Consider the following 24406-nt stretch of genomic DNA (forward strand, 5'->3'; position numbering starts at 1 on the left):
TTCTCGAAGCCGGTGCAAGGGAGCACCCCAACGCCCCCAGCCATACCGGTGAACGACACTTCACAACGGACCGTCCGGCACGTACCTGCCGGTGAAGGGAAACACCATGGCAACTGTGACATTCGACAATGCGTCGCGCATCTACCCGGGGCAGGAGCGCCCGGCGGTGGACAGCCTGAACATCGAGATCGGCGACGGCGAGTTCCTCGTGTTCGTCGGCCCCTCCGGCTGCGGCAAGTCCACCTCGCTGCGCATGCTCGCCGGCCTCGAGGAGATCGACGCAGGTCGCATCCTGATCGGCGACCGGGACGTGACCGACGTCCCGCCGAAGGACCGCGACATCGCGATGGTGTTCCAGAACTACGCGCTCTACCCGCACATGACGGTGGCCGACAACATGGGCTTCGCCCTGAAGATCGCCGGCACGCCGAAGGCGGAGATCCGCAAGCGCGTCGAGGACGCCGCCGAGATCCTCGACCTCACCGAGTACCTCGACCGCAAGCCGAAGGCGCTCTCCGGCGGTCAGCGCCAGCGCGTCGCCATGGGCCGCGCGATCGTGCGCTCCCCGCAGGTGTTCCTCATGGACGAGCCGCTGTCGAACCTCGACGCCAAGCTTCGTGTGTCCACCCGCACGCAGATCGCCTCCCTGCAGCGTCGGCTGGGCGTCACCACGGTCTACGTGACGCATGATCAGACCGAGGCCATGACGATGGGCGACCGCGTCGCCGTCCTGAACGCCGGCGTCCTGCAGCAGATCGATTCCCCGCGCCGCATGTACGACCACCCGAACAACGTGTTCGTGGCCGGCTTCATCGGCTCCCCCGCGATGAACCTGCTCGAGGAGAAGCTCACCGACCAGGGTGTCCAGTTCGGCGGCGCCGTGCTGCCCGTGGACCGCGCGACCCTCTCGGACACCGACGAGACCAGCGTGACCGTCGGCATCCGTCCCGAGGACCTCGAGCTCGTCGGTGAGGGCCAGGGCATCGCCATCGAGGTCGACGTGGTCGAGGAGCTGGGCGCGGACGCGTTCATCTACGGTCGCCGCGCCGGTGCGGACGAGACGGCCAAGCCGTTCATCGCCCGTGTCGACGGCCGCCGTCCCCCGGTGAAGGGCGAGACCGTCCACTTCCGCCCGAAGCAGGATCATCTGCACCTGTTCGATGCGAAGAGCGGCGAGCGCCTGGGCGACTGATCCCCACGCTGAGCGAGCGGGCGTCCGGCACCTGGCCGGGCGCCCGCTTCTCTTGTGCCGGTACCTGAGGAGATTCCGGGACGAACCCGTGCCCATCCGCACGTCGGCCCCCGACCACACCGCCCTGTAGGGGAGAATGAGGCCATGGCACCCTTGGAGATCACCGCGTCCCGTGCAGATCCGGCGCTGCTCGATCTGCCCTGGGAGCATCCGCTGGAGGACTGGCCCGAGGAGATGCTCGCGGCCCTGCCCCGCGGCATCTCCCGCCATGTCGTGCGCTTCGTGCGGGTCTCCGGCCGTGTGCTCGCACTCAAGGAGATCGACCACGCGCTCGCCCGCCGCGAGTACGAGATGCTGCGCGTCCTGGGTCGTCTGGACATCCCCGCCGTCGAGCCCTTCGCCGTCATCTCCGGCCGTGCACGGCCGGACGGCACTGAGCTGGACGCCGTCCTGATCACCCGGCACCTGCAGTTCTCCCTCCCCTACCGTGCGGTGTTCAGCCAGGTCTCGAAGGCGGAGACCGCCCATCGCCTGCTGGATGCGCTCACGGTCCTGCTGGTGCGTCTGCACCTCGAGGGCTTCTACTGGGGTGACGTCTCGCTGTCGAACACGCTGTTCCGCCGCGACGCCGGCGCATTCGCCGCATACATCGTCGACGTCGAGACCGGAAGCCTCCATGAGGAGCTCTCCGACGGGCAGCGCCTCTATGACCTCGACCTCGCCCGCACCAACATCATCGGCGAGCTCATGGATCTCCAGGCAGGAGATCTGCTGGATCCGGAGACTGATCCTGTCGCCGTCGGCGACGACCTGGTGCGCCGCTACGAGGAGCTGTGGGCGGCGCTGACCGCCCGCGAACAGTTCTCGACCGACGAGCGCTGGCGAGTATCGGCTCGCATCGAGAAGCTGAACGAGCTGGGCTTCGACGTCGGTGAGCTGGAGATCACGACCGACCTCGACGGCACCACCCTCTCGATCCGCCCCAAGGTCGTCGACGCGGGCCATCACGCCCGACGTCTGATGCGTCTGACGGGCATCGACGCGCAGGAGAACCAGGCCCGGCGACTCCTCAACGACCTCGATCACTATCGGGCGGTGACCGACCAGCAGGCCGAGGAGGAGGAGTTCGTCGCGCACGAGTGGCTGCAGCAGCAGTACGAGCCGGTGGTCCGGGCCATCCCTCGCGGGATGCGGTCGAAGCTCGAGCCGCCCGAGTTCTTCCACGAGGTGCTAGAGCACAAGTGGTTCCTCTCCGAGAAGGAGGGGGCGGACGTCAGCCTCGATGACACGGTGCGCGACTACATCCTCACCGTGCTCGTCCATCGGCCCGACGAGAAGTCCCTGGTCACCACCGAGACGTCAGCCCTGCCGATCTTCCGGGACTGACGGGACCGGACTCAGCCGGCGCGCATCCGGCGTGGCGGCCCTTCGGCGCGACTGCCCTCCGGCGTGGCGACCATCAGGCACTGCCGGGGCCGACGGCCCGGTGGGACGGGACGGAGACCTCGCCGCACCGGGCCGCCGTCATGTCACGCGCGACCGAGCGCCGAGCGGACCCCGGAGATCTCGTAGAGAGCGATCGCAGCGGCGACCGACGCGTTGAGGGACTCGGTCCTGCCTGCCATCGGGATGGAGACCACCTGGTCGCTGTGCTCGCGCGCGAGCCGCGACAGGCCCTTGCCCTCGGCCCCGACCACGATGACCACAGGCTGCGCGCCGAGCTCGAGCTCCCGGGAGGTGACGTCGCCGTCGGCGTCCAGGCCGAGGACGAACACGCCCTTCGTCTTCAACGAGGCGAGGGTCCGGTTGAGGTTGGTGACCTGCGCGACGGGCACGCGGCCGGCCGCTCCGGCCGCCACCTTCCACACGCTCGCAGTCATCCCCACGCTGCGACGCTCGGGGATGATCACACCGTGAGCGCCGAATGCGTCGGCGCTGCGCAGGATCGCGCCGAGGTTCCTCGGATCGGTGATGCCGTCCAGGGCGATCAGCAGCGGCTCCTCGAAGCTCTCGGAGGCGCGCTGCAGAAGGTCCTCGACATCCGCGTAGTCGTACGGCGGGATCGTCAGCGCGACGCCCTGGTGGACGGCCCGGTCAGTCATCCGATCGAGGTCCGTCCGGGTCGCCTCGGTGATCGGCAGAGACCGGGAGCCCGCCAGACGCAGGATCTCGCGGACGCGCTCATCGACCTCGATGCCGTTGAGGACGGTCAGACGCGTCGCAGGGACGTCCTCCCGCAGCGCCTCGAGCACGGCATTGCGGCCGGCGACCTGATCCTGGCCGCGCCGGGCGCGCTCCTGGCCACCCCGCGGAGCCCGACCTCCCGACGCGCCACCGCTGCCGCCGCGGTAGGCCTTGTGCGCGGGGCGGTCCTCCGCCTTCGGTGTCGGGCCCCTGCCCTCGAGCCCACGGCGGCGGACGCCGCCCGATCCGGTGCTGGCACCCTTCTTGCCGCGGCGCACTGCGCCCCGGCGAGAGCTGTTCCCTGCCATGATTCCTCCTCAGCTGCCGGTCGCGAGCGTCCAGCGGGCGCCGTCGGCCCCGTCCTCGACGCGGATCCCGGCAGCGCTCAGGGCGTCGCGGATGGCGTCCGCCCCGGCCCAGTCCTTCTCCGCGCGAGCGGTCGCCCGCGCGTCCAGCTGTGCGGTCACGAGAGCCTCCAGCGCAGCATGCTCCGCTGCACCGCTCCCCTCGGCCGACGCCCACTGGTGTCCCAGCGGGTCAAGTCCCATGACGTCGAGCATCGCACGCAGACGCCCCAGCCCGGCAGCGACCCGTTCGACGCGGTCGGGACCGGACTCCCCCGCGGCCTCCGCCAGCAGGGTGTTCAGGGCGGACTGCTCACGATGGATCACGGCGAAGGCCTCCGGCACGGCGAGGTCATCGTCCATCGCCCCGACGAACGCCTCCGGCAGCTCGACGGCGAGGAGATCGGCATCGGGCCGGGCAGTCGCCGCGGCGGGCGTGCCGTCGAGGATCTCCGCCGCCCTCTGCGAGGTGGCCACGAAGCGCTCCCAGACGACACCGGCCTCGTGGATCGCGCGGGAGTTGTACTCGACGGTCGCACGGTAGTGGCCGCTGATCAGGGCGAGGCGGACCACCGGCGCGGGATGCGCGGCCAAGGCGTCCGCGGCGGTGACGAAGTTGTCCAGGCTCTTGCCCATCTTCAGACCGTCCACGGTGAGCACGCCGGAATGCATCCACCGCTGCGCGAATCCGAATCCGGCGGCATGGGACTGGGCCTGCTCGTTCTCGTGATGCGGGAATCGCAGATCGAGACCGCCGGCGTGGATGTCGAAGGTCTCGCCGAGGTACTTGCGGCTCATGGCGGAGCATTCGAGGTGCCAGCCCGGCCGGCCCCGGCCGAAGGGGGTGTCCCAGGAGGCGGTCTCCGGCTCCGTCGGCTTCGCGGCCTTCCACAGCGCGAAGTCCCGCCGATCCCGCTTGCCGGGTTCCATCTCCTCGCCGGCATCCTGCATGTCCTCGAGGCTCTGTCGGGTCAGGGAGCCGTAGGACGGCAGGGAGGCGACGTCGAAGTAGACCGAGCCGTCGCCGTCGGCGTAGGCGTGCCCCCGCTCGATCAGCCGCTGCATCAGCTCGATCATCTCGGGAACGTGACCCGTGGCGCGCGGCTCGTAGCTGGGGCGTCGGTTCCCCACCCGGTCCAGCACGTCCTGGAACTCGCGCTCGAACCTCAGCGACCAGGCCCACCATCGCGCACCCGCCTCAGCGGACTTCACCAGGATCTTGTCGTCGATGTCCGTGACGTTGCGGACATGGGTGACCTCGTATCCGCTGCGCTCGAGCCAGCGCACGAGCACGTCGAAGGCGAGGAAGGTGCGCAGATGCCCCAGATGGGGTGCCCCCTGGGTCGTCGGCCCGCAGACATACAGCGACACCGCCCCCTCGCGCACCGGGGTGAACGGCGCAGTGGTGCGGGTGGCGGTGTCGTGCAGTTGGAGTGTCACGCGTCCCAGGGTACTGCCCCGGACGCCGTGGTCAGGACCTTCACACGCGGACGGTCGGTGAGGCGCCGCGGGTGCGGGACGGCTGGTCGCCGCGCGCGACGGAACGGTCCTCAGGCCGAAGGCCCGGCAGGCTTGCCGTAGAGCTCCTCGAAGGTGTCGTCGTAGGAGACGGCGTTGCTGCGCTTCTTGCCCTGGACGGCGCCGACGGCGGCCTGTGCGGTCTCGATCGTCGTCTCGGGGGCGCGGATCCGCTTGGAGACGAGGTAGGCGACCAGGCCCGCGATCGCGGAGATCACGATGAAGACGCCTGCCACGATCAGGAAGGCGGCCCAGTCGGGCAGGCCCGCGCGCTCGAGCCCGGTGGCCGCCGCGAACAGCAGCATCACCCAGGCCGACAGCAGGAGGAACAGGAGCACGGCGGCGCAGGCGGCGATGATGCCCACCTTGATCGCGATCGCCGTGATCTCCTTCTTGGCGATGTCGATCTCGTGGTGGACCACCCCGAGCAGCTCGTCGCGGATGGACTGGACGAGCTCGCCGATGGACCGCTGGGTGGGCGGCGTGCTCGGGTCGTTCGTGGTGTTGATCATGGTCAGAGCCTAACGCAGGCGGGACGGAGGACGGGGAGGGCACGACAGGCGGGGCCGGGGAGCAGACGCCCCGGGCATCCCGCTCACTCCACGGAGATGCGCTTGCGGCGCGGAGCCTCGGCGCGGGGACCGGCAGAGCTCGAACGGCGCACGACGACCTCAGGGGCGACCGCGACGTCGCGGGCGTCCTCCTCGTGACCTGACACGCGCTCGACGAGGAACTGCGCGGCGAGGGCGCCGAGCCGGTCGGAGTTGGGATCCACGCTGGTGATCTGCGCGATGCCGGATGCGGCCAGCGAGGTGTTGCCGTAGCCGGCGACGGCCAGCTGGTCGGGGACCGAGAAGCCGTACTCCCGTGCGGCGGAGAGCACGCCGATCGCGGTGACGTCGTTGGCGCAGGTGACAGCGGTGGGGACCTGGCTCCCGCGCAGCAGCATGTTGCCTGCCGTCTGCCCGACCTGCTCGGTGAAGTCGCCCGGCTCGACACGGGCATGGTCCGCCAGGCCGTGGCGCTCCATGGCGTGGCGGAAGGCGTCGGCCCGCTCTCGGGCGACGGCCGCGCCGACACCGCCGACGTGCGCGATGTCCCGATGTCCGAGGCTCACCAGATGGTCGACCAGCAGACCCTGACCGACCTCGTCGTCGATGCGGACCGTGTCGATGCGGCCGATGAAGTCCCTCGAGCAGCCGATGCCGACGATCGGTCGATCACCGGTCGCCGTCATCACGCCGTCCACGTCGGCGGGATCGGAGACCATCAGGAAGCCGTCCACGCCGAGATGGACGAGGTTCTCGATCGCGTCGGTGTCGGCCGCGACCGGATGCTCCGGCACGCGACGTCGGGTGGGGACGACCACGGCGGAGCGACCGGTCGCGGTCAGCTCGATGCGGATCGCCCGCACGAGATCCGAGATCCAGGTGTTGCGCATCGTGTTGACCAGCACGGCGACCACGCCGCGATGGTCGTGCTCGCCGGCGAGCTCCTCGAGCGGGAAGTTCATGCGTTCCGCCGCCTCTCGCACCCGTCCCGCCAGCTGGGGACGGATGTCGTCGGTCCCGCGCAGCGCCCTGAGGGCGACGGCGCTGGAGATGCCGACGGAGTCCGCCACGTCGCGGAGCGTTGCGCGGCCGGTTCCGCCGGAGGACGGATCTGCAGGGGTCTCGGAAGGAGTGCTCGCCTCGTTGCTCATGGACCCATTGAACCGCATCCGGAGATCACCACGGAGACCTGCGGGCGGTTCGCCCCAGGTCGTGACCTCAGCCTGCGGGGGATATCCCCCCGCAGGTCCGGCGGGAGGACCGGGTGGGAGGTCGCTCCCCCGCCGCCTAGGGTCGGTGACATGGAAGACACCTCCGCCCCGCCCTACGCGCCGCGCTCCGCGCCGCCCCCGGCGCCGACGTCCCCGGCAGCGGCTCCGAGCACGGCCCCGGGAGCACATCCGGCGCCCGTCCCGTCCCGGCTGTCGTTCGCGGGCGTCTGCGCCGTCATCCCCGGGGGTCTGCTGTCCCTCACCTGGTTCTGGATCAGCCTGACGCTCCTGATCGCCGGCATCGGCGGACTCCTGGCGCTGGGCTCCGGGGTGCTGCTGCTGATCCCCTGGGTGCTGCTCATGCAGGCGGCCGTGCGCATCGAGCGCCGACGGGCGGTGGCCGTGCACCGCATCGAGGTGATCGTCCCCCGACGGCGCCGCAGCCGTCGCGCCGGGTTCGTGGGCTGGCTGCACGGGCTGTGGCTCGAGATCACCTCCGGTGCCTTCTGGCGCGGGGTGCTCCACCATCATCTGGCCATGCTCGTCGCCGGTGTTTTCTTCATCCTCTTCCTCTCGATGCTCTGGGTCTCGTGGACCGCCGGCGACATCGCGGTGCGCGCCGGCGAGCTGGCGCTGGGACCCGTCGTCCTGCCTCGCTGGTCGCTGGTCGCGCTCAGCGCGCTCAGCGCAGTGCTCGCGCTCCTGATGCTCGTGCTCGGCGGGCTCAGCGATCGCGGCCTGGCGCGGGGGCTCATCTCCGGCTCCGAGGATGACCTGCGCGAGCAGGTCGCCGAGATGAGCGAGCGCCGACAGGGCGCCGTCGACGCCGCCGCCCAGGAGAGGCTGCGCATCGAGCGCGACCTCCATGACGGGGTGCAGCCGCGCCTGGTGGCGCTCGCGATGACGCTGGGCATGGCCAAGGGCGCCATCCGCCGCGACCCCGACCGCGCCGAAGAGCTCGTCTCACAGGCGCACGGCGAGGCGAAGGGCATCATGACCGATCTGCGGCAGCTCGCCCGCGGCATCCATCCCGCGGTGCTCACGGACCGTGGCCTGGACGCTGCGCTCTCGGCGATCGCCGCCCGATCGAGCGTGCCCGTGGACCTCCGGGTGGAGCTGTCCGGCCCGCTCGACCGCGAGCGCGAGGCCGTCGCCTACTTCGTGGTCGCCGAGGCGCTCACGAACATCGCCCGGCATGCGCAGGCGAGCCGCGCGAGCGTCCTGGTCGCCCAGAGCGGCGACGTTCTGCGGGTGCGGGTCGAGGACGACGGACGCGGCGGTGCGATCGTGCACCGGGACGGCGTCTCCACCGGTCTGGCAGGTCTGACCGACCGCGTCCGAGCGACCGGAGGCAGGCTGGAGATCGCGAGCCCTGCCGGGGGCGGCACCGCTCTGCTGGCCGTCATCCCGCTGCCGACGCTCCCTCGGAGCGGTGTCCCTCAGCCGTCGACCCAGCAGCCGTCGACCCCGCAGGACCTCGGCCCTGCCGACGGTCCTCCCGCTCCTGCGGACGCCGGAGCCCCCGACCACCAGGAGGTCTCCCGATGAGGATCGTCATCGCCGACGACGCCGTGCTGCTCCGTGCCGGCCTGGAGCGTCTGCTGACCGAGTCCGGGCACGAGGTGGTCGCCGCCGTGGGAGACGCCTCCGCGCTGCTCTCCGCCGTCAGCACCCATCGCCCCGACCTCGCCGTCGTGGACGTGCGCATGCCCCCGACCTTCACCGATGAGGGGGTGCGCGCCGCCGCCCTGATCCGTCGCCAGGACCCCGACGTCGCCCTCCTGGTGCTCTCGCAGTACGTCGAGGAGCGCTACGCCTCCGAGCTGATCGCGGACTCCCCGCACGGACTCGGGTACGTGCTCAAGGACCGCGTGGCCGACGTGGAGGACTTCCTCGAGGTCGTCGACGAGGTGGGCTCCGGCAGCACCTGGCTGGACCCCGAGGTCGTCCAGCAGATCTTCGTGCGATCGCGTCGTCGTCGGACCCTCGAGTCCCTGACCCCGCGAGAGCGGGAGGTGCTCGCGCTCATGGCGCAGGGCCGCTCGAACCAGGCGATCGCCGACACGCTGTTCGTCTCTCCCGGCAGCGTCGAGAAGCACATCTCCTCCCTGCTGTCCAAGCTCGACCTCCCGCCCGTGGACGGCGAGAACCGCCGTGTGATGGCCGTCCTGCGCTACCTGGAATCCGAGGACCGATGATGAGCACCGAACTGCATGCCGCCCCCGTCCCTCCGTCGGCCGATCCCTCCGGTACGCCGACCGCGGCGCGCTCCGGGGAGGAGCGCCGAGGAGTCTATGTCGAGCCCGCCCGCCGCCTCTCGCCCGAGCCGGGAGGCGGCCGCGGCTGGCGGACCGTCACGGTGATCGTCTCGCTGGTCGTCACCGGGATCGCGGTGCTGGGTCTGGCCGCCTCGACGATCGTCCCGTGGGCGGTCGCCCGCAGCTACGACGACGTCCCGGCGACCATCCCGCTCGGTGCCCCCTCCTCTCTCACGCTCGACGCCGACGTCGCCGACGTCCGCGTGGTGAGCAGCGCCGAGGCCCAGGAGGTCGTGGTCGCTCTCGTCGAGGACGGATCGACCGAGCTGCCGGGCCCTGATGAGTCCGCCCGCGCGATGGTCCGTCAGAGCGGCACCGAGGACTCCCCCGAGCTCACGATCAGCGAGCCCGTCGACGCGAACCCCATCCCCTGGATCAGCGACTCCCACGACCTGCTGGTGATCATCCCCGACTCCCTCGAGATCGCTCTCGATCTCAGCTCGGACGTCGGCGGGATCGAGGCCGACGGCTCCTACTCCTCCCTGCGTGCCTCCACCTCCGTGGGCGACATCGATCTGCGGGCGATCACCTCGACGGGTGAAGTCGTCGCGAGCACGAGCACCGGATCGATCGAGCTGGACCTGGGAGGCGCCTCCGGCGACGTCTCCCTGGACTCCTCGATCGGCGACGTCGACCTGGTCCTCTCCGAGGAGTCCGCGAACGGCATCGACATCACTGCCGAGACCGGTGACGTGAGCGTCCGGGCGCCCGGGTCCTCGCTCTGGGATGTCGACGCGCAGTCGGACCTCGGCGAGGTCGACATCGACCGCTCGCTCATCGGGGCAGGCTCCCGCGCCGCGGGCACGATGACCCTGCGCACATCCGTCGGCGACATCCTGGTGACCCGCTGAACCGGAGCCTCCCGCGCCGCAGAGCTGCAACAGCGAGGCGGAGCTGCAACAGCGAGGAGGCCCTGCCCGCGGTATCGCCGCGGGCAGGGCCTCCGTCGTGCGGGACTCAGCGCTTGCCCGTCAGCCCCTGCTGGATGAGGTCCATGACCGAGGAGTCGGCGAGGGTCTGGGTGTCGCCGACGGTGCGGTTCTCGGCGACGTCGCGCAGGAGGCGCCGCATGATCTTCCCGGACCTGGTCTTGGGCAGCTCCGTCACCAGGAGCACCTTCTTGGGCTTGGCGATCGGACCGATCTCCTTGCCCACGTGCTGGCGCAGGACCTCCACGGCCGCGGACTCGCCGCCAGCCTCCTCGACCGCGCTCTCGGTGCCCTCGCGCAGGATGACGAAGGCGACCACGGCCTGGCCCGTGGTCTCGTCGTCCGCGCCCACCACAGCGGCCTCGGCCACCCATTCGTGGCTGACCAGAGCGGACTCGATCTCCATGGTGGAGAGACGATGCCCGGAGACGTTCATGACATCGTCCACCCTGCCGAGCAGCCAGATGTCGCCGTCCTCGTCCTTGCGTGCGCCATCCCCGGCGAAGTACTTCCCGGGGAACCGTGACCAGTAGGTCTCCTGGAAGCGCTCCGGATCGCCCCAGATCCCCCGCAGCATCGACGGCCAGGGATCGGAGAGGACCAGATATCCACCCTGCCCGTCGGGGATCTGCTCGCCGGCGTCGTTGATGACGTCGGCCGTGATGCCCGGCAGGGGGACCTGCGCCGAGCCGGGCTTGGTGGCGGTGATGCCCGGCAGCGGCGAGATCATGATCGCGCCCGTCTCCGTCTGCCACCAGGTGTCGACGATCGGGCAGCGGTCCTTGCCGATCACACGGCGGTACCACATCCATGCCTCGGGGTTGATCGCCTCGCCGACGCTGCCGAGCAGCCGCAGCGAGCTGAGGTCGAACCGGTCCGGGATCTCCTCGCCCCACTTCATCGCCGTGCGGATCGCCGTGGGCGAGGAGTAGAACAGCGAGACCTTGTGCTTCTGGACGATCTCCCACCAGCGGCCCTGGTGCGGAGTGTCGGGCGTCCCCTCATAGATCACCTGGGTGGCGCGGTTGGTCATGGGTCCGTACACGACGTATGAGTGGCCGGTCACCCAGCCGATGTCCGCGGTGCACCAGTAGACGTCCGAGGCGGGCTTGAGGTCGAAGACCGCGCGGTGCGAGTAGCTGACCTGCGTGAGGTAGCCACCGGTGGTGTGGACGATGCCCTTGGGCTTCCCGGTGGTGCCCGAGGTGTAGAGGATGAACAGAGGATGCTCGGCCTCGACCCACACGGGCTCGTGCTCGCTCGAGGCGGTCTCGCGAGCCTCGTGCCACCACACGTCGCGCCCCTCGGTCCACTCGACGTCGCCTCCGGTGCGACGCACCACGAGGACTTTCTCGACGCTCTTCCCACCGCCGGCGAGCGCCTCGTCGACAGCGGTCTTCAGCGGCATCGCCTTCCCACGACGGAACTGGCCGTCGGCGGTGATCACCGCACGCGCCTCGGCGTCCTCGATGCGGGAGCGCAGCGCCTCCGCGCTGAACCCTCCGAAGACGACCGAGTGCGGGGCGCCGATGCGCGCGCAGGCCAGCATCGCGAAGACCGCCTCGGGGATCATCGGCATGTAGATGGCCACGCGGTCCCCGGTCCTCACCCCGAGGTCCACGAGGACGTTCGCCATCCGACTGATCTCATCCTTGACCTGGGCATAGGTGTAGGACGCGTCAGACCCGTCCTCGTACTCCGCCAGGAGCGCGACCTGCTGACCGTGACCCGACTCGACGTGACGATCCACGCAGTTGTAGGCGGCGTTCAGCGTCCCGTCGGCGAACCAGCGGGCGAAGGGCGGGTTCGACCAGTCCAGGGTCTCCGTGAACGGAGTGTTCCAGCTCAGCAGCATCGCCCGCGAGCGCCAGAAGGCGAGCCGGTCGCGGGCCGCCTCCTCGTACAGCGAGGGACGGGCCACCGCATTCTGGACGAACTCGGTGGGCGGCGAGAACGTGCGGCTCTCGTGCGAGAGGTTGTCGATACCGGTGGCGGCGTCGTCCGACATCTGCGCTCCTGAATCTCGGGTTCCCGCACGCGGCGGGGACGGTTCGGTCGCACCCACCCTATCGCGCTGAGATCCAGCTCACTGACACTCCTCGCGAAGAGATCGGACCTCCACGTGATGCCGCTGATCAGCGAGGACGACGCCTTCCGCGCCCTGCGGAACTGTCGGATCCGAGCGGGGCGGAGGACCCGGGGGACATCCGCGCGGTCCGGCACCGGCTCCGTCGACGGAGCGCGCAGCGATCCCTGCGAGGTCCTCGGACGTCTCGACGCCCGGGTGGGTCCGGAGGCCGTGCCCGGGCCCGGCGGTCGCCGTCCACGGGCGGGTCCGTCCGCGCAGGCCCGACGGTGCGAGGGATACCGTGGGAGCATGTCCCTCGCTACCGGATCGTCGAGCCCCATCGCCCTCTTCGACCCCGTCAGCCTGCGCGACATGTCCATGCGCAATCGCATCTGGCTCGCTCCCATGTGCCAGTACATGGTGGAGGCGGAGGACGGGGTCCCCGGGGACTGGCACCTCATGCATCTGGGCGCTCGGGCGGCCGGCGGCTTCGGCCTGCTGATCACCGAGGCCACCGCGGTCTCCCCTGAGGGGCGGATCTCGCCGAGGGACACCGGCCTGTGGAACGACGAGCAGGCGGCGGCGTGGGCACGCATCGCCCGCTTCTCCCGCTCGCAGGGAGCCCCGATCGCCGTGCAGCTCGCCCATGCGGGCCGCAAGGCGTCCACCTGGCCGGCGCTGCCGCGCTATGCGAACCGGCGAGGCACGATCCCCGCGTTCGCCTCCGGATGGCGGACCGTCGGCCCCACTGCCGAGCCGTTTCCCGGCCTCGAGGCTCCCGACGTCCTCAGCCGCGAGGACATCTCCCGCGTGATCGAGGACTTCCGCTCCGCCACCCGCAGGGCGCTGGATGCGGGGTTCGACGCCATCGAGCTCCATTTCGCCCATGGCTATCTCGTGCACGAGTTCCTCTCACCGCTCGTGAACAGCCGTACCGACGAGTACGGGGGCGATGACGCGGGCCGCCGGCGGCTCGCGCTCGAGATCGCCCGCACCGTGCGGGAGGCATGGCCCGCCGAGCGACCGCTGCTGGTGCGGATCAGCGCCACCGACTGGATCGACGGAGGCTGGGATGTCACCCAGTCGATCGATCTCGCCCGCGAGCTCGAGGCGGTCGGTGTGGACGCCCTGCACGTGTCCACCGGGGGCGCCGTCATCGCCGACATCACCATGGGACCGCAGTACCAGGTGGGCTTCGCCCGCTCGATCCGCGATGCGGTGGGCATGCCCGTCGCCGCCGTCGGCCTGATCACGGATCCCGCCGAGGCGCAGGAGGTGCTGGAGCGCGGCGATGCCGACTATGTGGCTCTCGGGAGGGTCGCCCTGCGGGAACCGACCTGGCCCCAGCGCGCCGCCCATGAGCTGGGCGTGCGCGATTCGTCGCTCTATCCCGGGCCCTATCGTCGCGGCTCCTGGTGAGGCGACCGCGGTCAGGCATGGGGATAGCACGGATCGGACGCGTCCTCCGCGCGGCGGGACCGTCGGACACCGCGCACAGGGCATGATGCACAGGGAGCGAGGCGAGCTCGACCGGCAGGAGGCGGAGCATCCTGCCGGTGGATCGCCGGAGGGAGGACGTCCATGAGAGTGCTGCAGGCGGGCACCGCGCTGCGCATGCGCGTCACGCTGCGTCCGGCATCGGTGGTCCTCACCGATGTCCACGGCGATCTCAGCGCCCGGGACCTGTTCGATCAGGTGCAGCTGTTCCGCCGCCGTGGAACGCGCGCTCCCCATCTCGCCGATCTGCCGGCCGATGCCCCGCTGCGCACCGTGCTGGTGACGGCGCTGGCCGACGGCGGTCGGATCTCCCTGCGCTCGAGCGGCGCCACAGGCACGCCCCACCATCTCGAGCGCGGGCCCCTCACCCCTGCCCAGCTGCGGACCCTCGCGGATCTCGCACGGCGCATCGGCCTGCGCAGCGGAGCGAAGGTCGCGATCGCAGCTCCCGGGGTCCACGGCCACGGCCTGCTGCTCGCGCTGGGTGCGCTCGGGCTCGGAGCTCCGCTCGTGGACCTGAGCCACCTGCTCGTCGGCGAGCGCGTGACGCTGCTGCGACGGACCTCCCCGAGGATCCTCTCCGGAGTGCCTGTGCACCTCTCGGACCTGCTGCAGGCGGACAGGGAGCTCTCGGGCAACCGAACCCTGGCCATCCCCCGGATCGTCTCGGGGTCCGACGTGCTGCCCCCCGAGCTGCGCGCCGATCTCGCCCGCCACTGGCGCGCCCGGGTCCACGATGTGTACGGCACCGTGGAGACCGGCTCGATCAGCGTCGACGGGCGTCCCCTTCGCGGAGTCTCCGTGACCGAGCGCGACGGGCTGCTGATGGTCCGCTCCCCCTTCACGGGCGGGCGCGCGCTGGCCACCGACCGCGGCCGCATCGAGGCCGACGGGACGATCGTGATCGAGGGACGCGCCGACGGACGGATCACTGACGGCGGGATGGTCCACGACCCCCGTGCCGTCGTGCGGCTGCTGCGGCTCCAGCCGGGCATCGACGAGGTCAGCCTCAGGATGGTCCCCGATCCGAAGCTCGGACGGCGCACCGTCGCAGAGGTCGCGGTGCGAGAAGGAGTCGTCGTCACCCCCGATGGTCTGCGTGCCCTGGTCCTCGACCGTCTGGGGGCGGCGTCCGTTCCACGGGAGGTGATCCTGCGGGGCGCACGGGACGAGGCGTCGGGCAGCGGGACGCGAGGAGGCGCGGCGTCGACCGGCGACGCATCGGAGCAGGCCACGACCGCCGGAGCCGGCGAGGGCCTCAGCAGTCCGGGACGCTGACGGGCACCGCGGTCACCGCGAGCCCGCCCATCGCGGTCTCCTTGTACCGCTCGCTCATGTCCCTTCCCGTGCGGCGCATGGTCTCGATGACGGTGTCCAGGGACACGAAGTGCTCACCGGTGCCCCGCAGTGCGAAACGTGCCGCGGTGATCGCCGTCACCGCCGCCATCGCGTTGCGCTCGATGCACGGGACCTGCACCAATCCACCGACAGGATCGCAGGTCAGCCCCAGGTTGTGCTCCATGGCGATCTCCGCTGCGTTCTCCACCTGTGCAGGTTTGCCGCCCATGGCCTCGCACAGCGCACCAGCGGCCATGGAGCAGGCCGATCCGACTTCGCCCTGGCATCCGACCTCCGCTCCGGAGATCGACGCCCGCTCCTTGTACAGCGAGCCGATCGCACCGGCGGTCAGCAGGAAGCGCACGGCGATCTCCTCCGGATCGACCCCCTCGATGTAGGTGGTCGCGAAGTGCAGGACGGCCGGGATGATCCCGGCCGCCCCGTTCGTCGGCGCGGTGACCACACGACCCCCCGCGGCGTTCTCCTCGTTGACCGCGAGGGCGGCGAGGGAGACCCACTCGACGGCGTTCATCGGCAGCCGCACGGGATCCTCCGCACTGAGGGACTCGAACCAGGAGGCGGCCCGGCGAGGGACCTCGAGGCCTCCGGGCAGGACGCCGCGGGCCCGCATCCCGCAGTCGATGCAGTCGCGCATGGCGTGCCAGATCTCGAGCGCCCCACGGCGGATCTCCTCGTCGCTGCGCCACTGCCGCTCCCTCAGGAGCATCGCCTCGGACACGGCGATGCCCTGTTCAGAGCACACCTGCAGCAGCTCTGCGGCGGAGGAGAACACCGCGCTACCCTCGCCCTCCGCCGCCACCTCGGCGATCGGTCGGCCCATGTCGTCCTCGTCCACGATGAAGCCTCCGCCCACGGAGTACATGGTCCGTCGGAGGATCTCCTCGCCATCTGCGTCGACGGCGAGGAACGTCATCCCGTTGGGATGCGCCGGCAGGAGCGTCAGCGGGTGCAGAGCGATGGTCGAGGGCCGCACCGTGACCTCGACCCGACCGTCGAGCATGAGTCCGCCGTCGGCCTCGATCTCCGCGACGCGCTCGCGCCCGGCGACGGGATCCACGGTCTCGGGGTCGCTCCCCTCCAGACCCATGATGACGGCGTCGAGGGTCCCGTGCCCGGCCCCTGTCGCGGCGAGCGATCCGTACAGGTGCACCTGCACATCGGCGAGTGCGGCTCCGACGACAGGATCTCCGAGCGCCTCACGAGCGAACACGGCGGCCGCGCGCATCGGTCCGACCGTGTGCGAGCTCGATGGTCCGATCCCGATCGTGAACAGGTCGAACAGGCTGATGCTCATGCCCCTCCTACGGAAGACGGGGACCGCCGTCGCCGCGGGCCCTGCTCCTCTCATCATGCCTCGCGCCGGGCGCGCATGCCGCCCCCAGCGGACCTCCCGCCGGATGCTTCAGCGAGCGCCTCCGCGCCTGCCCCCGCCGGAGGACCGTCCTCCGCGCCGGGCTCCGCTTCCCTTCCCGCCGCCGTTCCGAGCACCACCGGACCGGGAACCGCCGGAGCGAGCGCCACCGGACCGGGCGCCACCAGAGCGAGCGCCACCGGAGCCGCTGCCCCCGGAGCGGGCGTCGGCGGATCGGGGCGCGGCCTGGCCCCGCTTCCCGGATCGGGTCCCAGCACGGCCGGCGCTCGACGACTCCTCGTCCCAGGATGCGCGGCGCTCCTCGTTCAGGCGCCGCTCAGCCGCCTTGCGCGAGTTCGCACCGGTGGTCTTCGAGATGTCGAGCTTTCGGGGTGCTCCCTTGTACTTCACGGTCGCCGGATCCTCGACCGGCTCACCCTTGGGCCTGCGCCCCCCGAGGACCCCGATCTCCGGCTCCTCCCCGGTGGCGATCTCGCTCCAGGTCGGTTCGACGTCGGCGTCCTCGAGGATGCGACGGGTCGAAGAGGTCTGATGGGGCAGCGCGAGCGTGACCACGGAGCCGGAGGCTCCGGCGCGCGCCGTGCGGCCCGAGCGGTGGACGTACTCCTTGACGTCATCGGAGGGGTCCACGTGGACGACCATCGTGATGTCGTCGATGTGCAGACCCCGCGCCGCCACATCGGTGGCCACCAGCACCGGGAAGGCGCCGGACCGGAACCCTGCGAGGACGTTCGTGCGCAGCCCCTGCTGCTTGCTCCCGTGCAGCGCAGCGGCCTTCACCCCGACCTCGACGAGCTCCTGCGCGACGCGCTCGGCTCCCAGCTGCGTGCGGGTGAACAGGAGCGTGCGCCCCTTGCGCGCCGCCAGTCTGGCCGTCGTCTCGCGCTTCGCTGCCGGGGCGATGGCGAGCACATGGTGCTCCATGCTCTGCACCGCCGCCGCCACCGGTGTCGTCTCATGGGTGACCGGGTCGACCAGGAAGGAGTCCACGATGCCCTCGACCTGACCGTCGAGGGTCGCTGAGAACAGCATCTTCTGGGTGCCCATCTCGACGGCGGCCAGGATGTCCCGCACCTGGGGCAGGAACCCGAGGTCGGCCATATGGTCGGCCTCGTCGATCACCGTGGTCTCCACGCGGTCGAGCATGAGGTCGCCGCGCTCGGCGAGGTCGATGAGCCGTCCGGGCGTCGCGACGATGATCTCGACGCCTCGTCGCAGCGCCTCGGCCTGCTTCTCGACGTTCATGCCGCCGGCGACCAGCTGGGCACGGATTCCCACGGCCCGCGCGAAGGGGTGGATCGTGTCGACGACCTGCACGGCCAGCTCACGGGTCGGCACCAGGACGACGCCGAGCGGCCGACGGCGGTGGACACCTCGACCGCGGAACCGGGCCGTCATCGCGAGGGTGAAGGCGAGCGTCTTGCCGGATCCCGTCTCCGCCCGGGCGAGGACGTCCCGCCCTGCCAGGGCGTCGGGCAGGATCGCCTCCTGGATCTCGAAGGCGCGCTCGAACCCGTGGTGGGCGAGCTCGGCGAGAAGCTCCTCGGGCAGCGCCATGTCCTCGAAGCGGCTCGAGCTGTGGGCGGAGCGGCGGCGAGCCTTGGGCATGGTGATCCTCCTGACGATGCGGGCCCGACCATCATCCCCCATGGGACACTGGGGGGACGATGCTCAGGACACTCATGACCTCGAAGATCCACCGTGCCACCGTCACGCAGGCAGATCTGCACTACGTGGGCTCGGTGACCATCGACGCCGATCTCGTGGATGCGGCAGGCCTGATCGAGAACGAGCAGGTCACGATCGCGGACATCACCAACGGCCAGCGCCTGACGACCTATGTGATCGCCGGCGACCGCGGCAGCGGTGTGATCGGCATCAACGGTGCGGCTGCTCACCTCGTCGCCCCCGGCGACCTCGTGATCATCATGGCCTACGGGCAGATGGACGAGATCGAGGCCGCCGCGCACACCCCGCGGGTCGTGCACGTCGACGAGCACAACCGCATCGTGGCGCTTGGCTCCGACGGCGCGGAGCCGGTCCCCGGCATGGCGGACCAGATCAACGGCCGACAGAGCGTCGGAGCCCGCTGACCGCTGCCCGCGGGCCCTTCTGCGCACCACGGGCGCTTCTGCGAGCATCCGCAGCCCCGTCGACCGGCCGCTGGGAAAGCCCTGTCCGACGGCCGGACCCCGCTCGCGCCCCCTGGAGCGTCCCCCTAGGATCGAGCCCATGCGCCTCCCCCATCCCCGCACATCCGCATGAGCGGGGTCCTCGCCGGGTTCTTCGTCGTCTGGTCGATGATCCTCGTGGGCTGGATCGCGGGTCGCGCCGGCGTGCTCGGCCCCCAGGGGCGCTATGTCCTGAACCGAGCGACCTTCTTCATCTCCTCCCCCGCTCTCGTGCTCGTGGGACTGCTGGACTCGGATCCGCGGGAGATCCTCTCCACCCCGTTCCTGGTCGCCGGGATCTCCGGGCTCCTCACCGGCGGGCTCCTGGTCCTGGTCCTGCGCCTGTTCACAGCCCGGCGCGGACCGGACCTGGTCGTCGCCGCGATCACCGGCTCCGTCGTCAACGGCGCCAACATGGGCTTCCCCATCGCCGCCTACGTGCTGGGCGACATCTCCCACGCCCTGCCCGTGATCCTCTTCCAGCAGGCCGTCTACAACCCGCTGTACCTGTTCGTGCTGCACTCGATGACGCAGGAGTCGAAGCTCGGGGCGCGGGGCATCGCCCGCAGCATCGGCGCGAACCCCACCATCATCGCCGCGGCCGTCGGCATCGTCGTCTCCCTCGCCGACGTGCGCGTGCCCGGCGTCGTCCTGGAGCCCCTGCAGTCGCTCGCCGACATGGCCATCCCGGCGATGCTGCTGGCCTACGGCCTGTCCCTGCACGGCTCGAAGCCACTGGCGAAGGACGACGGATACCGGGGACTGATCGCGCTGTCCTCGTCGTCGAAGCTCGTCGTGATGCCGCTGATCGCGCTCGGCGTGGGGGCGCTGATGGGGCTGCGAGGCCAGTCCCTGTACGAGGTGGCCGTGATGGCCGCGCTGCCGACCGCGCAGAACGTCTTCGTCGCCGCCTCGCGCTACCGCGCCGCCGAGAACCTCGCGCGCGACACCGTGCTGATCACGACCATCGGCACGGTGCTGGTGCTGCTCGTGCTGTCCTCCGTGCTCGGGCACTGATCCCCCGCGGAGCCTGATGGATCACGGCAGCCGGGTCGTTCCTGCGACGTCGCCGCGGGCCGCGGTACCATGTCCCCGTGACTCGACGGCTTCTGCTTCCGTAGCCGCGTCGGAGAACATCGCCCCGCACGGCGGCCGCAGAGGCCGCGGGTGCGGCGCCGATACCGACGCGGCTCCCCTCGCTCGCGCGGGGGTTTTTTCATGTCACGACACGCTTGCAGGCGGCGCAGGCCGCACCGAGAACCCGGGAGACGATCGCCCATGAGCGAGGCACCGTACCGCTACACCGCCGCGGTGGCGGACCAGATCGAGCAGCGCTGGCAGCGGCGCTGGGACGAGGACGGCACCTTCCGCGCCGTCAACCCCGTCGGAGCGCTCTCGGACGGCACACCCGCCGATGAGCTGCCCGAGAAGTGCTACATCATGGACATGTTCCCCTATCCGTCCGGATCGGGACTGCACGTGGGGCACCCGCTGGGCTACATCGCGACCGACGTCGTCGCCCGCCACCAGCGCATGATGGGCCGCAACGTGCTGTACACGATGGGCTACGACGCCTTCGGGCTGCCGGCCGAGCAGTACGCCGTGCAGACAGGCACCCACCCCCGCACGACCACCGAGGCGAATGTGGCGAACATGCGCCGCCAGCTGCACCGCCTGGGTCTGTCGCACGATCCCCGCCATTCGCTGGCCACGACCGATCGAGAGTTCGTGAAGTGGACGCAATGGATCTTCCTGCGCATCTTCGACTCCTGGTACGACCCGGAGGCGGAGAACGCCGACGGGATCCTCGGCCGTGCCCGCCCCGTCTCCGAGCTGCGCTCGGGGCTGCGCGACGGCAGCGTGGATCCGTTCGCGCTGGCCGATCGTCAGGGCATCGAGCTGCCCGCCGCCTGGACCGGCCGCACAGCCGCCGACGTCCCCGGGGCCGAGGACGCGGAGATCGAGGAGCTGGTGGAGTCATTCCGTCTGGCCTACATCTCCGAGACGCCGGTGAACTGGTGCCCGGGACTGGGCACCGTGCTGGCCAACGAGGAGGTCACCGCCGAAGGCCGTTCCGAGCGCGGCAACTTCCCGGTCTTCACCCGCCGGCTGCGCCAGTGGAACATGCGCATCACGGCGTACTCGGATCGCCTGATCGACGACCTCGATCGTGTGGACTGGCCCGAGTCGATCCGTGCCATGCAGCGCAACTGGATCGGACGCAGCCACGGCGCCCAGATCACCTTCCGCGTCCTGGGCGCCTCCGGTGCCGCAGCCGATGACGCGTCGTTCGACGTGTTCACCACCCGCGCTGACACCCTGTTCGGCGCGACCTTCTGCGTGCTCTCCCCCGAGCACTCCCTGCTGGAGAGCACCGAGGCCCTGCCCACCGCCTGGCCCGAGGGCACGAAGGACGCCTGGACCGGTGGGATGGCGAGTCCGCGGGAAGCGGTCGCCGCCTATCGTGAGCGCGCGGCGGCGCTCGACGACTCGGAGCGCACCGCGGAGGACCGCGAGAAGACAGGCGTGTTCACCGGGCTGTATGCGAAGAACCCGATGGACGGTCGCGAGCTGCCGGTCTTCACCGCCGACTACGTGCTCACCGGCTACGGGACCGGCGCGATCATGGCGGTCCCCGCGGAGGACGAGCGCGACTTCGCCTTCGCCGAGAAGTTCGACCTGCCGGTGATCCGCACGGTCCGTCCCCCGGAGGACTTCGAGGGCGGCGCCTGGACCGGCGAGGGCGAGAAGATCAACTCCGCGAACGACGAGCTGGATCTGAACGGCCTGGACAAGGACGAGGCGAAGGCCCGTGCCACGCGGTACGCAGCCGAGAAGGGATTCGGCCGCGCCCGCACGACCTACCGTCTTCGCGACTGGCTGTTCTCGCGCCAGCGGTACTGGGGAGAGCCCTTCCCGATCGTCTACGACCCCGAGCGCCCGCACGAGCCGATCGCGCTGCCGGAGTCGATGCTGCCCGTTGACCTGCCCGAGGTCGCGGACTTCTCCCCGAAGACCTTCGATCCGACGGATGCGGACACCGAGCCGCAGACCCCGCTGTCGCGGGCGACAGACTGGGTCGAGGTCGAGCTGGACCTGGGGCAGGGTCCCAGGACATACCTGCGCGAGACCAACACGATGCCGAACTGGGCCGGTTCCTCCTGGTACCAGCTGCGCTACATCGATCCCACCGACGACGACCACCTGGTCCGGGCGGAGAACGAGAGCTACTGGCTGGGCGCGCGCGAGGACGGCGGCGTCGGCGGAGTGGACCTGTACGTCGGCGGTGTCGAGCACGCGGTGCTGCACCTGCTGTACGCGCGCTTCTGGCACAAGGTGCTGTTCGACCGGGGAGACGTCTCCAGCCAGGAGCCCTTCCATCGCCTGTTCAACCAGGGCTACATCCAGGCCTTCGCCTACACCGACTCCCGCGGGGTGTATGTCCCGGCGGAGGACGTCATCGCCGAGGCCGACGGCACGTTCACCTATCAGGGACAGCCCGTCACCCAGGAGTACGGCAAGATGGGCAAGTCGCTGAAGAATGCGGTCGCGCCCGACGACATGTACGAGCAGTACGGCGCGGACACCCTGCGGGTCTACGAGATGTCGATGGGTCCGCTGGATCTGTCGCGACCGTGGGAGACCCGCGCGGTGGTCGGCTCCCAGCGCTTCCTGCAGCGGCTGTGGCGTCTGGCGGTCGACGAGGAGTCCGGCGATCTGCTGGTGTCGGACGACGACGCGGACCCCGCGACCCTGAAGGCGGTGCACCGCACCATCGACAGCGTCTCCCGCGACATGGCCGGAATGCAGTTCAACACGGCGATCGCGAAGCTCATCGAACTGGTCAACCATCTGACGAAGTCTGCCTCCGACGGCGTGCGCGCCCCTCGGACCGCCGTGGAGCCGCTGGTGCTGATGGTCTCCCCGTTCGCGCCGCACCTGGCGGAGGAGCTGTGGAGCCGCCTGGGCCACGAGGAGTCCCTCGCCCGCGCCCCCTACCCGGTCGCCGATCCTGAGCATCTGAAGGCCGATGCGGTAACCTGCGTCGTCCAGATCAGGGGCAAGGTCCGCCACAAGGTGGAGGTCGACCCCGAGATCTCCGAGGCGGACCTGAAGGCGCTGGTCCTGGCCGAGGACCGCGTCCAGCAGCTGCTCGACGGCCAGACGCCCCGCAAGGTCATCGTGCGCGCACCCAAGATCGTCAACATCGTGGTCTGATCCCCGCGCAGCTCCTGATCCTCGGAGTCCAATGCCTCAGCCCGTCGGCCCGACGGATGCGGCTGACAGACGGCCCCGGTGTCCTCGAGACGCCGGGGCCGTCGCCGCATCGGATGATCCCCCGATCCGATGCTCCTCCCCAATCCCTGTTCATCCACATTCGGACGTACCGGCGGGCACGGAGGACAGCGGTCGCCCTACGGTCGGCGCATGGACGAGATCTGGGGTTGCGACACCGACGACATGACGACGCTGGCGGACCGCTTCATCGAGGCGGCCTCTCGGGTGCGGAGACTCATCGAGCTGCTGAGCTCGGCATCGATGTCGGTCACCTGGACCGGGCCCGATGCGGACACCCACCGTGAGAGCACCGAAGCCGTGCTCGCTGAGCTGGACGCTCTCGGCACCGCAGTGGAGACGCGGGGACAGGGACTCGACGACGAGGCCGCGCAGCAGGAGGAGGCATCCGGGCCGGAGAGCGGCACAGGGCAGGCTCCTGCTCTCAGCGCACCTGGCCTGCGCGCCGAGCTGCCGGACTGGCACCCGGCGGCGGGCCGCGATGACCACCGCAGCAGCCCCGACAGCCCCGGCGGCGTCTCCGGCATCCCTCCTGCCTTGCGTCCCTTCGTCGAGAAGGGCCGCCGGCTGGTGGACGGCATCAGCCCGGAGGACGAGGGGCTGGGACCCTGGATCGGTGGGCCCATGGGACCGACCATCGGTGGCCGGGACCCGCAGAGGGTCGACACCGGAGGTCTCGTCGAGAGGCTGCGCGAGAGCTCCGACGAGCGGGTGCGCATCCCCCTCCCGGGCGGCGGCGAGTACGAGCTGGATCCGGACCAGCTGCGGCTCGCCGAACAGCGCCGCCGCGCAGCCGTCGGGAGCATCCCGGTGGCGAGTCGGGTCCAGCAGGCCGTGTCGATGCACGAGCTCCGGGACGAGGAGCTGGATGCGATGGAGGAGGGCGCTCGCGCCAGCGGCATACCGCTCGCGACGGCGGCGGTCGGCGCCGCGCGCCTTCCCCATGAGCTCAGCGGAGCCGTCCTCGGCGACCGGTCGCTGGTAGGTCAGGCTCTCTCCAGCATCGACGAGGAGATCGCGAACTATCAGCAGACTGGTCAGGAGGTCTCCGATGCGATCGGCGAGCGCGATCCCGGTGCCGTGTTCGGAGCCCTCGAGCGCGGAGGCTATCGTCATCTCGGAGTGATCGCAGACCGGGTGACCCTCACCTCATTGCCCGGGACGCTCGACGCCGCCGGCGGTGCAGCGGGTGCCGTCGGGGAGATGGTCGAGCCCATCAGCGGCGAAGCCGCTGATGTCCTGCACGAGACGGAGCGGAGGCTCGACGGCCATGCCGACGACGCCGAGGCTCTCCTCGACCGCGTCACGGACACCGAGCGGCTGTATGAGGCTCGCCGTCGGCACCTGCCACTCCCCTGGGAGGACGGAGTCTGAGGGCGGCGTCCGAGGACGCCGC

Annotated in this window: 18 protein-coding genes; 11 read left to right on the forward strand and 7 right to left on the reverse strand. The window is 70.6% G+C overall.

The genetic code is table 11. The annotated features are described in order from the left end of the window. The first annotated feature begins 106 nt into the window (after window positions 1-106). Both ACZ5AJ_RS08110 and ACZ5AJ_RS08115 read left to right on the forward strand, forming a co-directional pair. Window positions 107-1192, forward strand: coding sequence for an ABC transporter ATP-binding protein (locus ACZ5AJ_RS08110; protein ID WP_464138606.1), 1086 nt, complete (start codon window positions 107-109; stop codon window positions 1190-1192). 144 nt (window positions 1193-1336) lie between these two features. After that, window positions 1337-2578 (forward strand): DUF4032 domain-containing protein, encoded by a 1242-nt coding sequence (locus ACZ5AJ_RS08115; RefSeq protein ID WP_464138607.1) that lies wholly within the window; start codon window positions 1337-1339, stop codon window positions 2576-2578. A 143-nt stretch (window positions 2579-2721) separates the two neighbouring features. On the opposite strand, the gene rlmB is transcribed toward ACZ5AJ_RS08115, so the two are convergent. From rlmB to ACZ5AJ_RS08135, 4 genes are all read right to left on the reverse strand, one after another. Continuing rightward, on the reverse strand, window positions 2722-3684 hold the full coding sequence (gene rlmB / locus ACZ5AJ_RS08120; RefSeq protein ID WP_464138608.1) for a 23S rRNA (guanosine(2251)-2'-O)-methyltransferase RlmB: 963 nt from the start codon (window positions 3682-3684) through the stop codon (window positions 2722-2724). 9 nt (window positions 3685-3693) lie between these two features. Then, window positions 3694-5160: a cysteine--tRNA ligase gene (gene cysS / locus ACZ5AJ_RS08125; protein ID WP_464138609.1), complete on the reverse strand. Its 1467-nt coding sequence runs from the start codon at window positions 5158-5160 to the stop codon at window positions 3694-3696. 110 nt (window positions 5161-5270) lie between these two features. After that, entirely contained in the window at window positions 5271-5750 is a 480-nt protein-coding gene (locus ACZ5AJ_RS08130; RefSeq protein ID WP_464138611.1) for a phage holin family protein, read from the reverse strand. A gap of 83 nt (window positions 5751-5833) precedes the next feature. Next, the gene (locus ACZ5AJ_RS08135) at window positions 5834-6940 is read right to left on the reverse strand and encodes a LacI family DNA-binding transcriptional regulator (RefSeq protein WP_464138612.1); all 1107 of its coding nucleotides are present in this window, start codon (window positions 6938-6940) and stop codon (window positions 5834-5836) included. Window positions 6941-7090: 150 nt separating this feature from the next. Between ACZ5AJ_RS08135 and ACZ5AJ_RS08140 the strand changes: the two genes are divergently transcribed. The 3 genes from ACZ5AJ_RS08140 to ACZ5AJ_RS08150 are packed head-to-tail and all read left to right on the forward strand — an operon-like array spanning window position 7091 to window position 10169. Beyond that, window positions 7091-8548 carry a sensor histidine kinase gene (locus ACZ5AJ_RS08140; RefSeq protein WP_464138613.1) on the forward strand — a complete coding sequence of 486 codons (1458 nt, stop codon included), beginning with the start codon at window positions 7091-7093 and terminating at the stop codon, window positions 8546-8548. Continuing rightward, a complete protein-coding gene (locus tag ACZ5AJ_RS08145; protein WP_464138615.1) occupies window positions 8545-9198 on the forward strand; it encodes a LuxR C-terminal-related transcriptional regulator in 654 nt (217 codons plus the stop codon). Before ACZ5AJ_RS08140 ends, ACZ5AJ_RS08145 begins: the two co-directional genes overlap by 4 nt. Further along, the gene (locus ACZ5AJ_RS08150; RefSeq protein ID WP_464138616.1) at window positions 9198-10169 is read left to right on the forward strand and encodes a DUF4097 family beta strand repeat-containing protein; all 972 of its coding nucleotides are present in this window, start codon (window positions 9198-9200) and stop codon (window positions 10167-10169) included. The genes ACZ5AJ_RS08145 and ACZ5AJ_RS08150 overlap by 1 nt, the downstream gene beginning before the upstream one ends. A gap of 106 nt (window positions 10170-10275) precedes the next feature. Here the strand turns inward: ACZ5AJ_RS08150 and acs are convergent, their stop codons facing one another. After that, window positions 10276-12255, reverse strand: coding sequence for an acetate--CoA ligase (gene acs, locus ACZ5AJ_RS08155; RefSeq protein WP_464138618.1), 1980 nt, complete (start codon window positions 12253-12255; stop codon window positions 10276-10278). Window positions 12256-12624: 369 nt separating this feature from the next. Between acs and ACZ5AJ_RS08160 the strand changes: the two genes are divergently transcribed. Further along, window positions 12625-13734, forward strand: coding sequence for an NADH:flavin oxidoreductase/NADH oxidase (locus ACZ5AJ_RS08160; RefSeq protein WP_464138619.1), 1110 nt, complete (start codon window positions 12625-12627; stop codon window positions 13732-13734). Between the two features lie 162 nt (window positions 13735-13896). Continuing rightward, on the forward strand, window positions 13897-15090 hold the full coding sequence (locus ACZ5AJ_RS08165) for an AMP-binding protein (protein WP_464138621.1): 1194 nt from the start codon (window positions 13897-13899) through the stop codon (window positions 15088-15090). Here ACZ5AJ_RS08165 and ACZ5AJ_RS08170 read toward each other — a convergent pair. Further along, window positions 15071-16465 (reverse strand): L-serine ammonia-lyase, encoded by a 1395-nt coding sequence (locus tag ACZ5AJ_RS08170; RefSeq protein WP_464138622.1) that lies wholly within the window; start codon window positions 16463-16465, stop codon window positions 15071-15073. The genes ACZ5AJ_RS08165 and ACZ5AJ_RS08170 overlap by 20 nt on opposite strands. A 108-nt stretch (window positions 16466-16573) precedes the next feature. Beyond that, window positions 16574-18151, reverse strand: a complete 1578-nt coding sequence (locus tag ACZ5AJ_RS08175) for a DEAD/DEAH box helicase (RefSeq protein ID WP_464138624.1) — start codon at window positions 18149-18151, stop codon at window positions 16574-16576. 59 nt (window positions 18152-18210) lie between these two features. On the opposite strand from ACZ5AJ_RS08175, the gene panD reads away from it, so the two are divergent. The 4 genes from panD to ACZ5AJ_RS08195 all read left to right on the forward strand — a co-directional run bounded on the left by panD (window position 18211) and on the right by ACZ5AJ_RS08195 (window position 24384). Then, window positions 18211-18636, forward strand: coding sequence for an aspartate 1-decarboxylase (gene panD, locus ACZ5AJ_RS08180; RefSeq protein WP_464138626.1), 426 nt, complete (start codon window positions 18211-18213; stop codon window positions 18634-18636). A 168-nt stretch (window positions 18637-18804) separates the two neighbouring features. Continuing rightward, a complete protein-coding gene (locus tag ACZ5AJ_RS08185) occupies window positions 18805-19731 on the forward strand; it encodes an AEC family transporter (RefSeq protein WP_464138627.1) in 927 nt (308 codons plus the stop codon). A 261-nt stretch (window positions 19732-19992) separates the two neighbouring features. Further along, window positions 19993-22932 carry a leucine--tRNA ligase gene (gene leuS, locus ACZ5AJ_RS08190; protein ID WP_464138629.1) on the forward strand — a complete coding sequence of 980 codons (2940 nt, stop codon included), beginning with the start codon at window positions 19993-19995 and terminating at the stop codon, window positions 22930-22932. Window positions 22933-23142: 210 nt separating this feature from the next. Next, on the forward strand, window positions 23143-24384 hold the full coding sequence (locus ACZ5AJ_RS08195) for a hypothetical protein (RefSeq protein ID WP_464138630.1): 1242 nt from the start codon (window positions 23143-23145) through the stop codon (window positions 24382-24384). The last annotated feature ends 22 nt before the right edge of the window (window positions 24385-24406 follow it).

Source organism: Brachybacterium zhongshanense (assembly GCF_055385755.1).

Bases quoted from the DNA above. Each gene is read 5' to 3' on its own strand.
- ACZ5AJ_RS08195 (WP_464138630.1), top strand. From the start codon at position 23,143: ATGGACGAGATCTGGGGTTGCGACACCGACGACATGACGACGCTGGCG.
- panD (WP_464138626.1), top strand. From the start codon at position 18,211: ATGCTCAGGACACTCATGACCTCGAAGATCCACCGTGCCACCGTCACG.
- leuS (WP_464138629.1), top strand. From the start codon at position 19,993: ATGAGCGAGGCACCGTACCGCTACACCGCCGCGGTGGCGGACCAGATC.
- ACZ5AJ_RS08110 (WP_464138606.1), top strand. From the start codon at position 107: ATGGCAACTGTGACATTCGACAATGCGTCGCGCATCTACCCGGGGCAG.
- ACZ5AJ_RS08185 (WP_464138627.1), top strand. From the start codon at position 18,805: ATGAGCGGGGTCCTCGCCGGGTTCTTCGTCGTCTGGTCGATGATCCTC.
- ACZ5AJ_RS08145 (WP_464138615.1), top strand. From the start codon at position 8,545: ATGAGGATCGTCATCGCCGACGACGCCGTGCTGCTCCGTGCCGGCCTG.
- ACZ5AJ_RS08170 (WP_464138622.1), bottom strand. From the start codon at position 16,465: ATGAGCATCAGCCTGTTCGACCTGTTCACGATCGGGATCGGACCATCG.
- ACZ5AJ_RS08130 (WP_464138611.1), bottom strand. From the start codon at position 5,750: ATGATCAACACCACGAACGACCCGAGCACGCCGCCCACCCAGCGGTCC.
- ACZ5AJ_RS08150 (WP_464138616.1), top strand. From the start codon at position 9,198: ATGAGCACCGAACTGCATGCCGCCCCCGTCCCTCCGTCGGCCGATCCC.
- rlmB (WP_464138608.1), bottom strand. From the start codon at position 3,684: ATGGCAGGGAACAGCTCTCGCCGGGGCGCAGTGCGCCGCGGCAAGAAG.
- ACZ5AJ_RS08140 (WP_464138613.1), top strand. From the start codon at position 7,091: ATGGAAGACACCTCCGCCCCGCCCTACGCGCCGCGCTCCGCGCCGCCC.
- ACZ5AJ_RS08115 (WP_464138607.1), top strand. From the start codon at position 1,337: ATGGCACCCTTGGAGATCACCGCGTCCCGTGCAGATCCGGCGCTGCTC.
- ACZ5AJ_RS08135 (WP_464138612.1), bottom strand. From the start codon at position 6,940: ATGAGCAACGAGGCGAGCACTCCTTCCGAGACCCCTGCAGATCCGTCC.
- ACZ5AJ_RS08165 (WP_464138621.1), top strand. From the start codon at position 13,897: ATGAGAGTGCTGCAGGCGGGCACCGCGCTGCGCATGCGCGTCACGCTG.
- ACZ5AJ_RS08175 (WP_464138624.1), bottom strand. From the start codon at position 18,151: ATGCCCAAGGCTCGCCGCCGCTCCGCCCACAGCTCGAGCCGCTTCGAG.
- acs (WP_464138618.1), bottom strand. From the start codon at position 12,255: ATGTCGGACGACGCCGCCACCGGTATCGACAACCTCTCGCACGAGAGC.
- ACZ5AJ_RS08160 (WP_464138619.1), top strand. From the start codon at position 12,625: ATGTCCCTCGCTACCGGATCGTCGAGCCCCATCGCCCTCTTCGACCCC.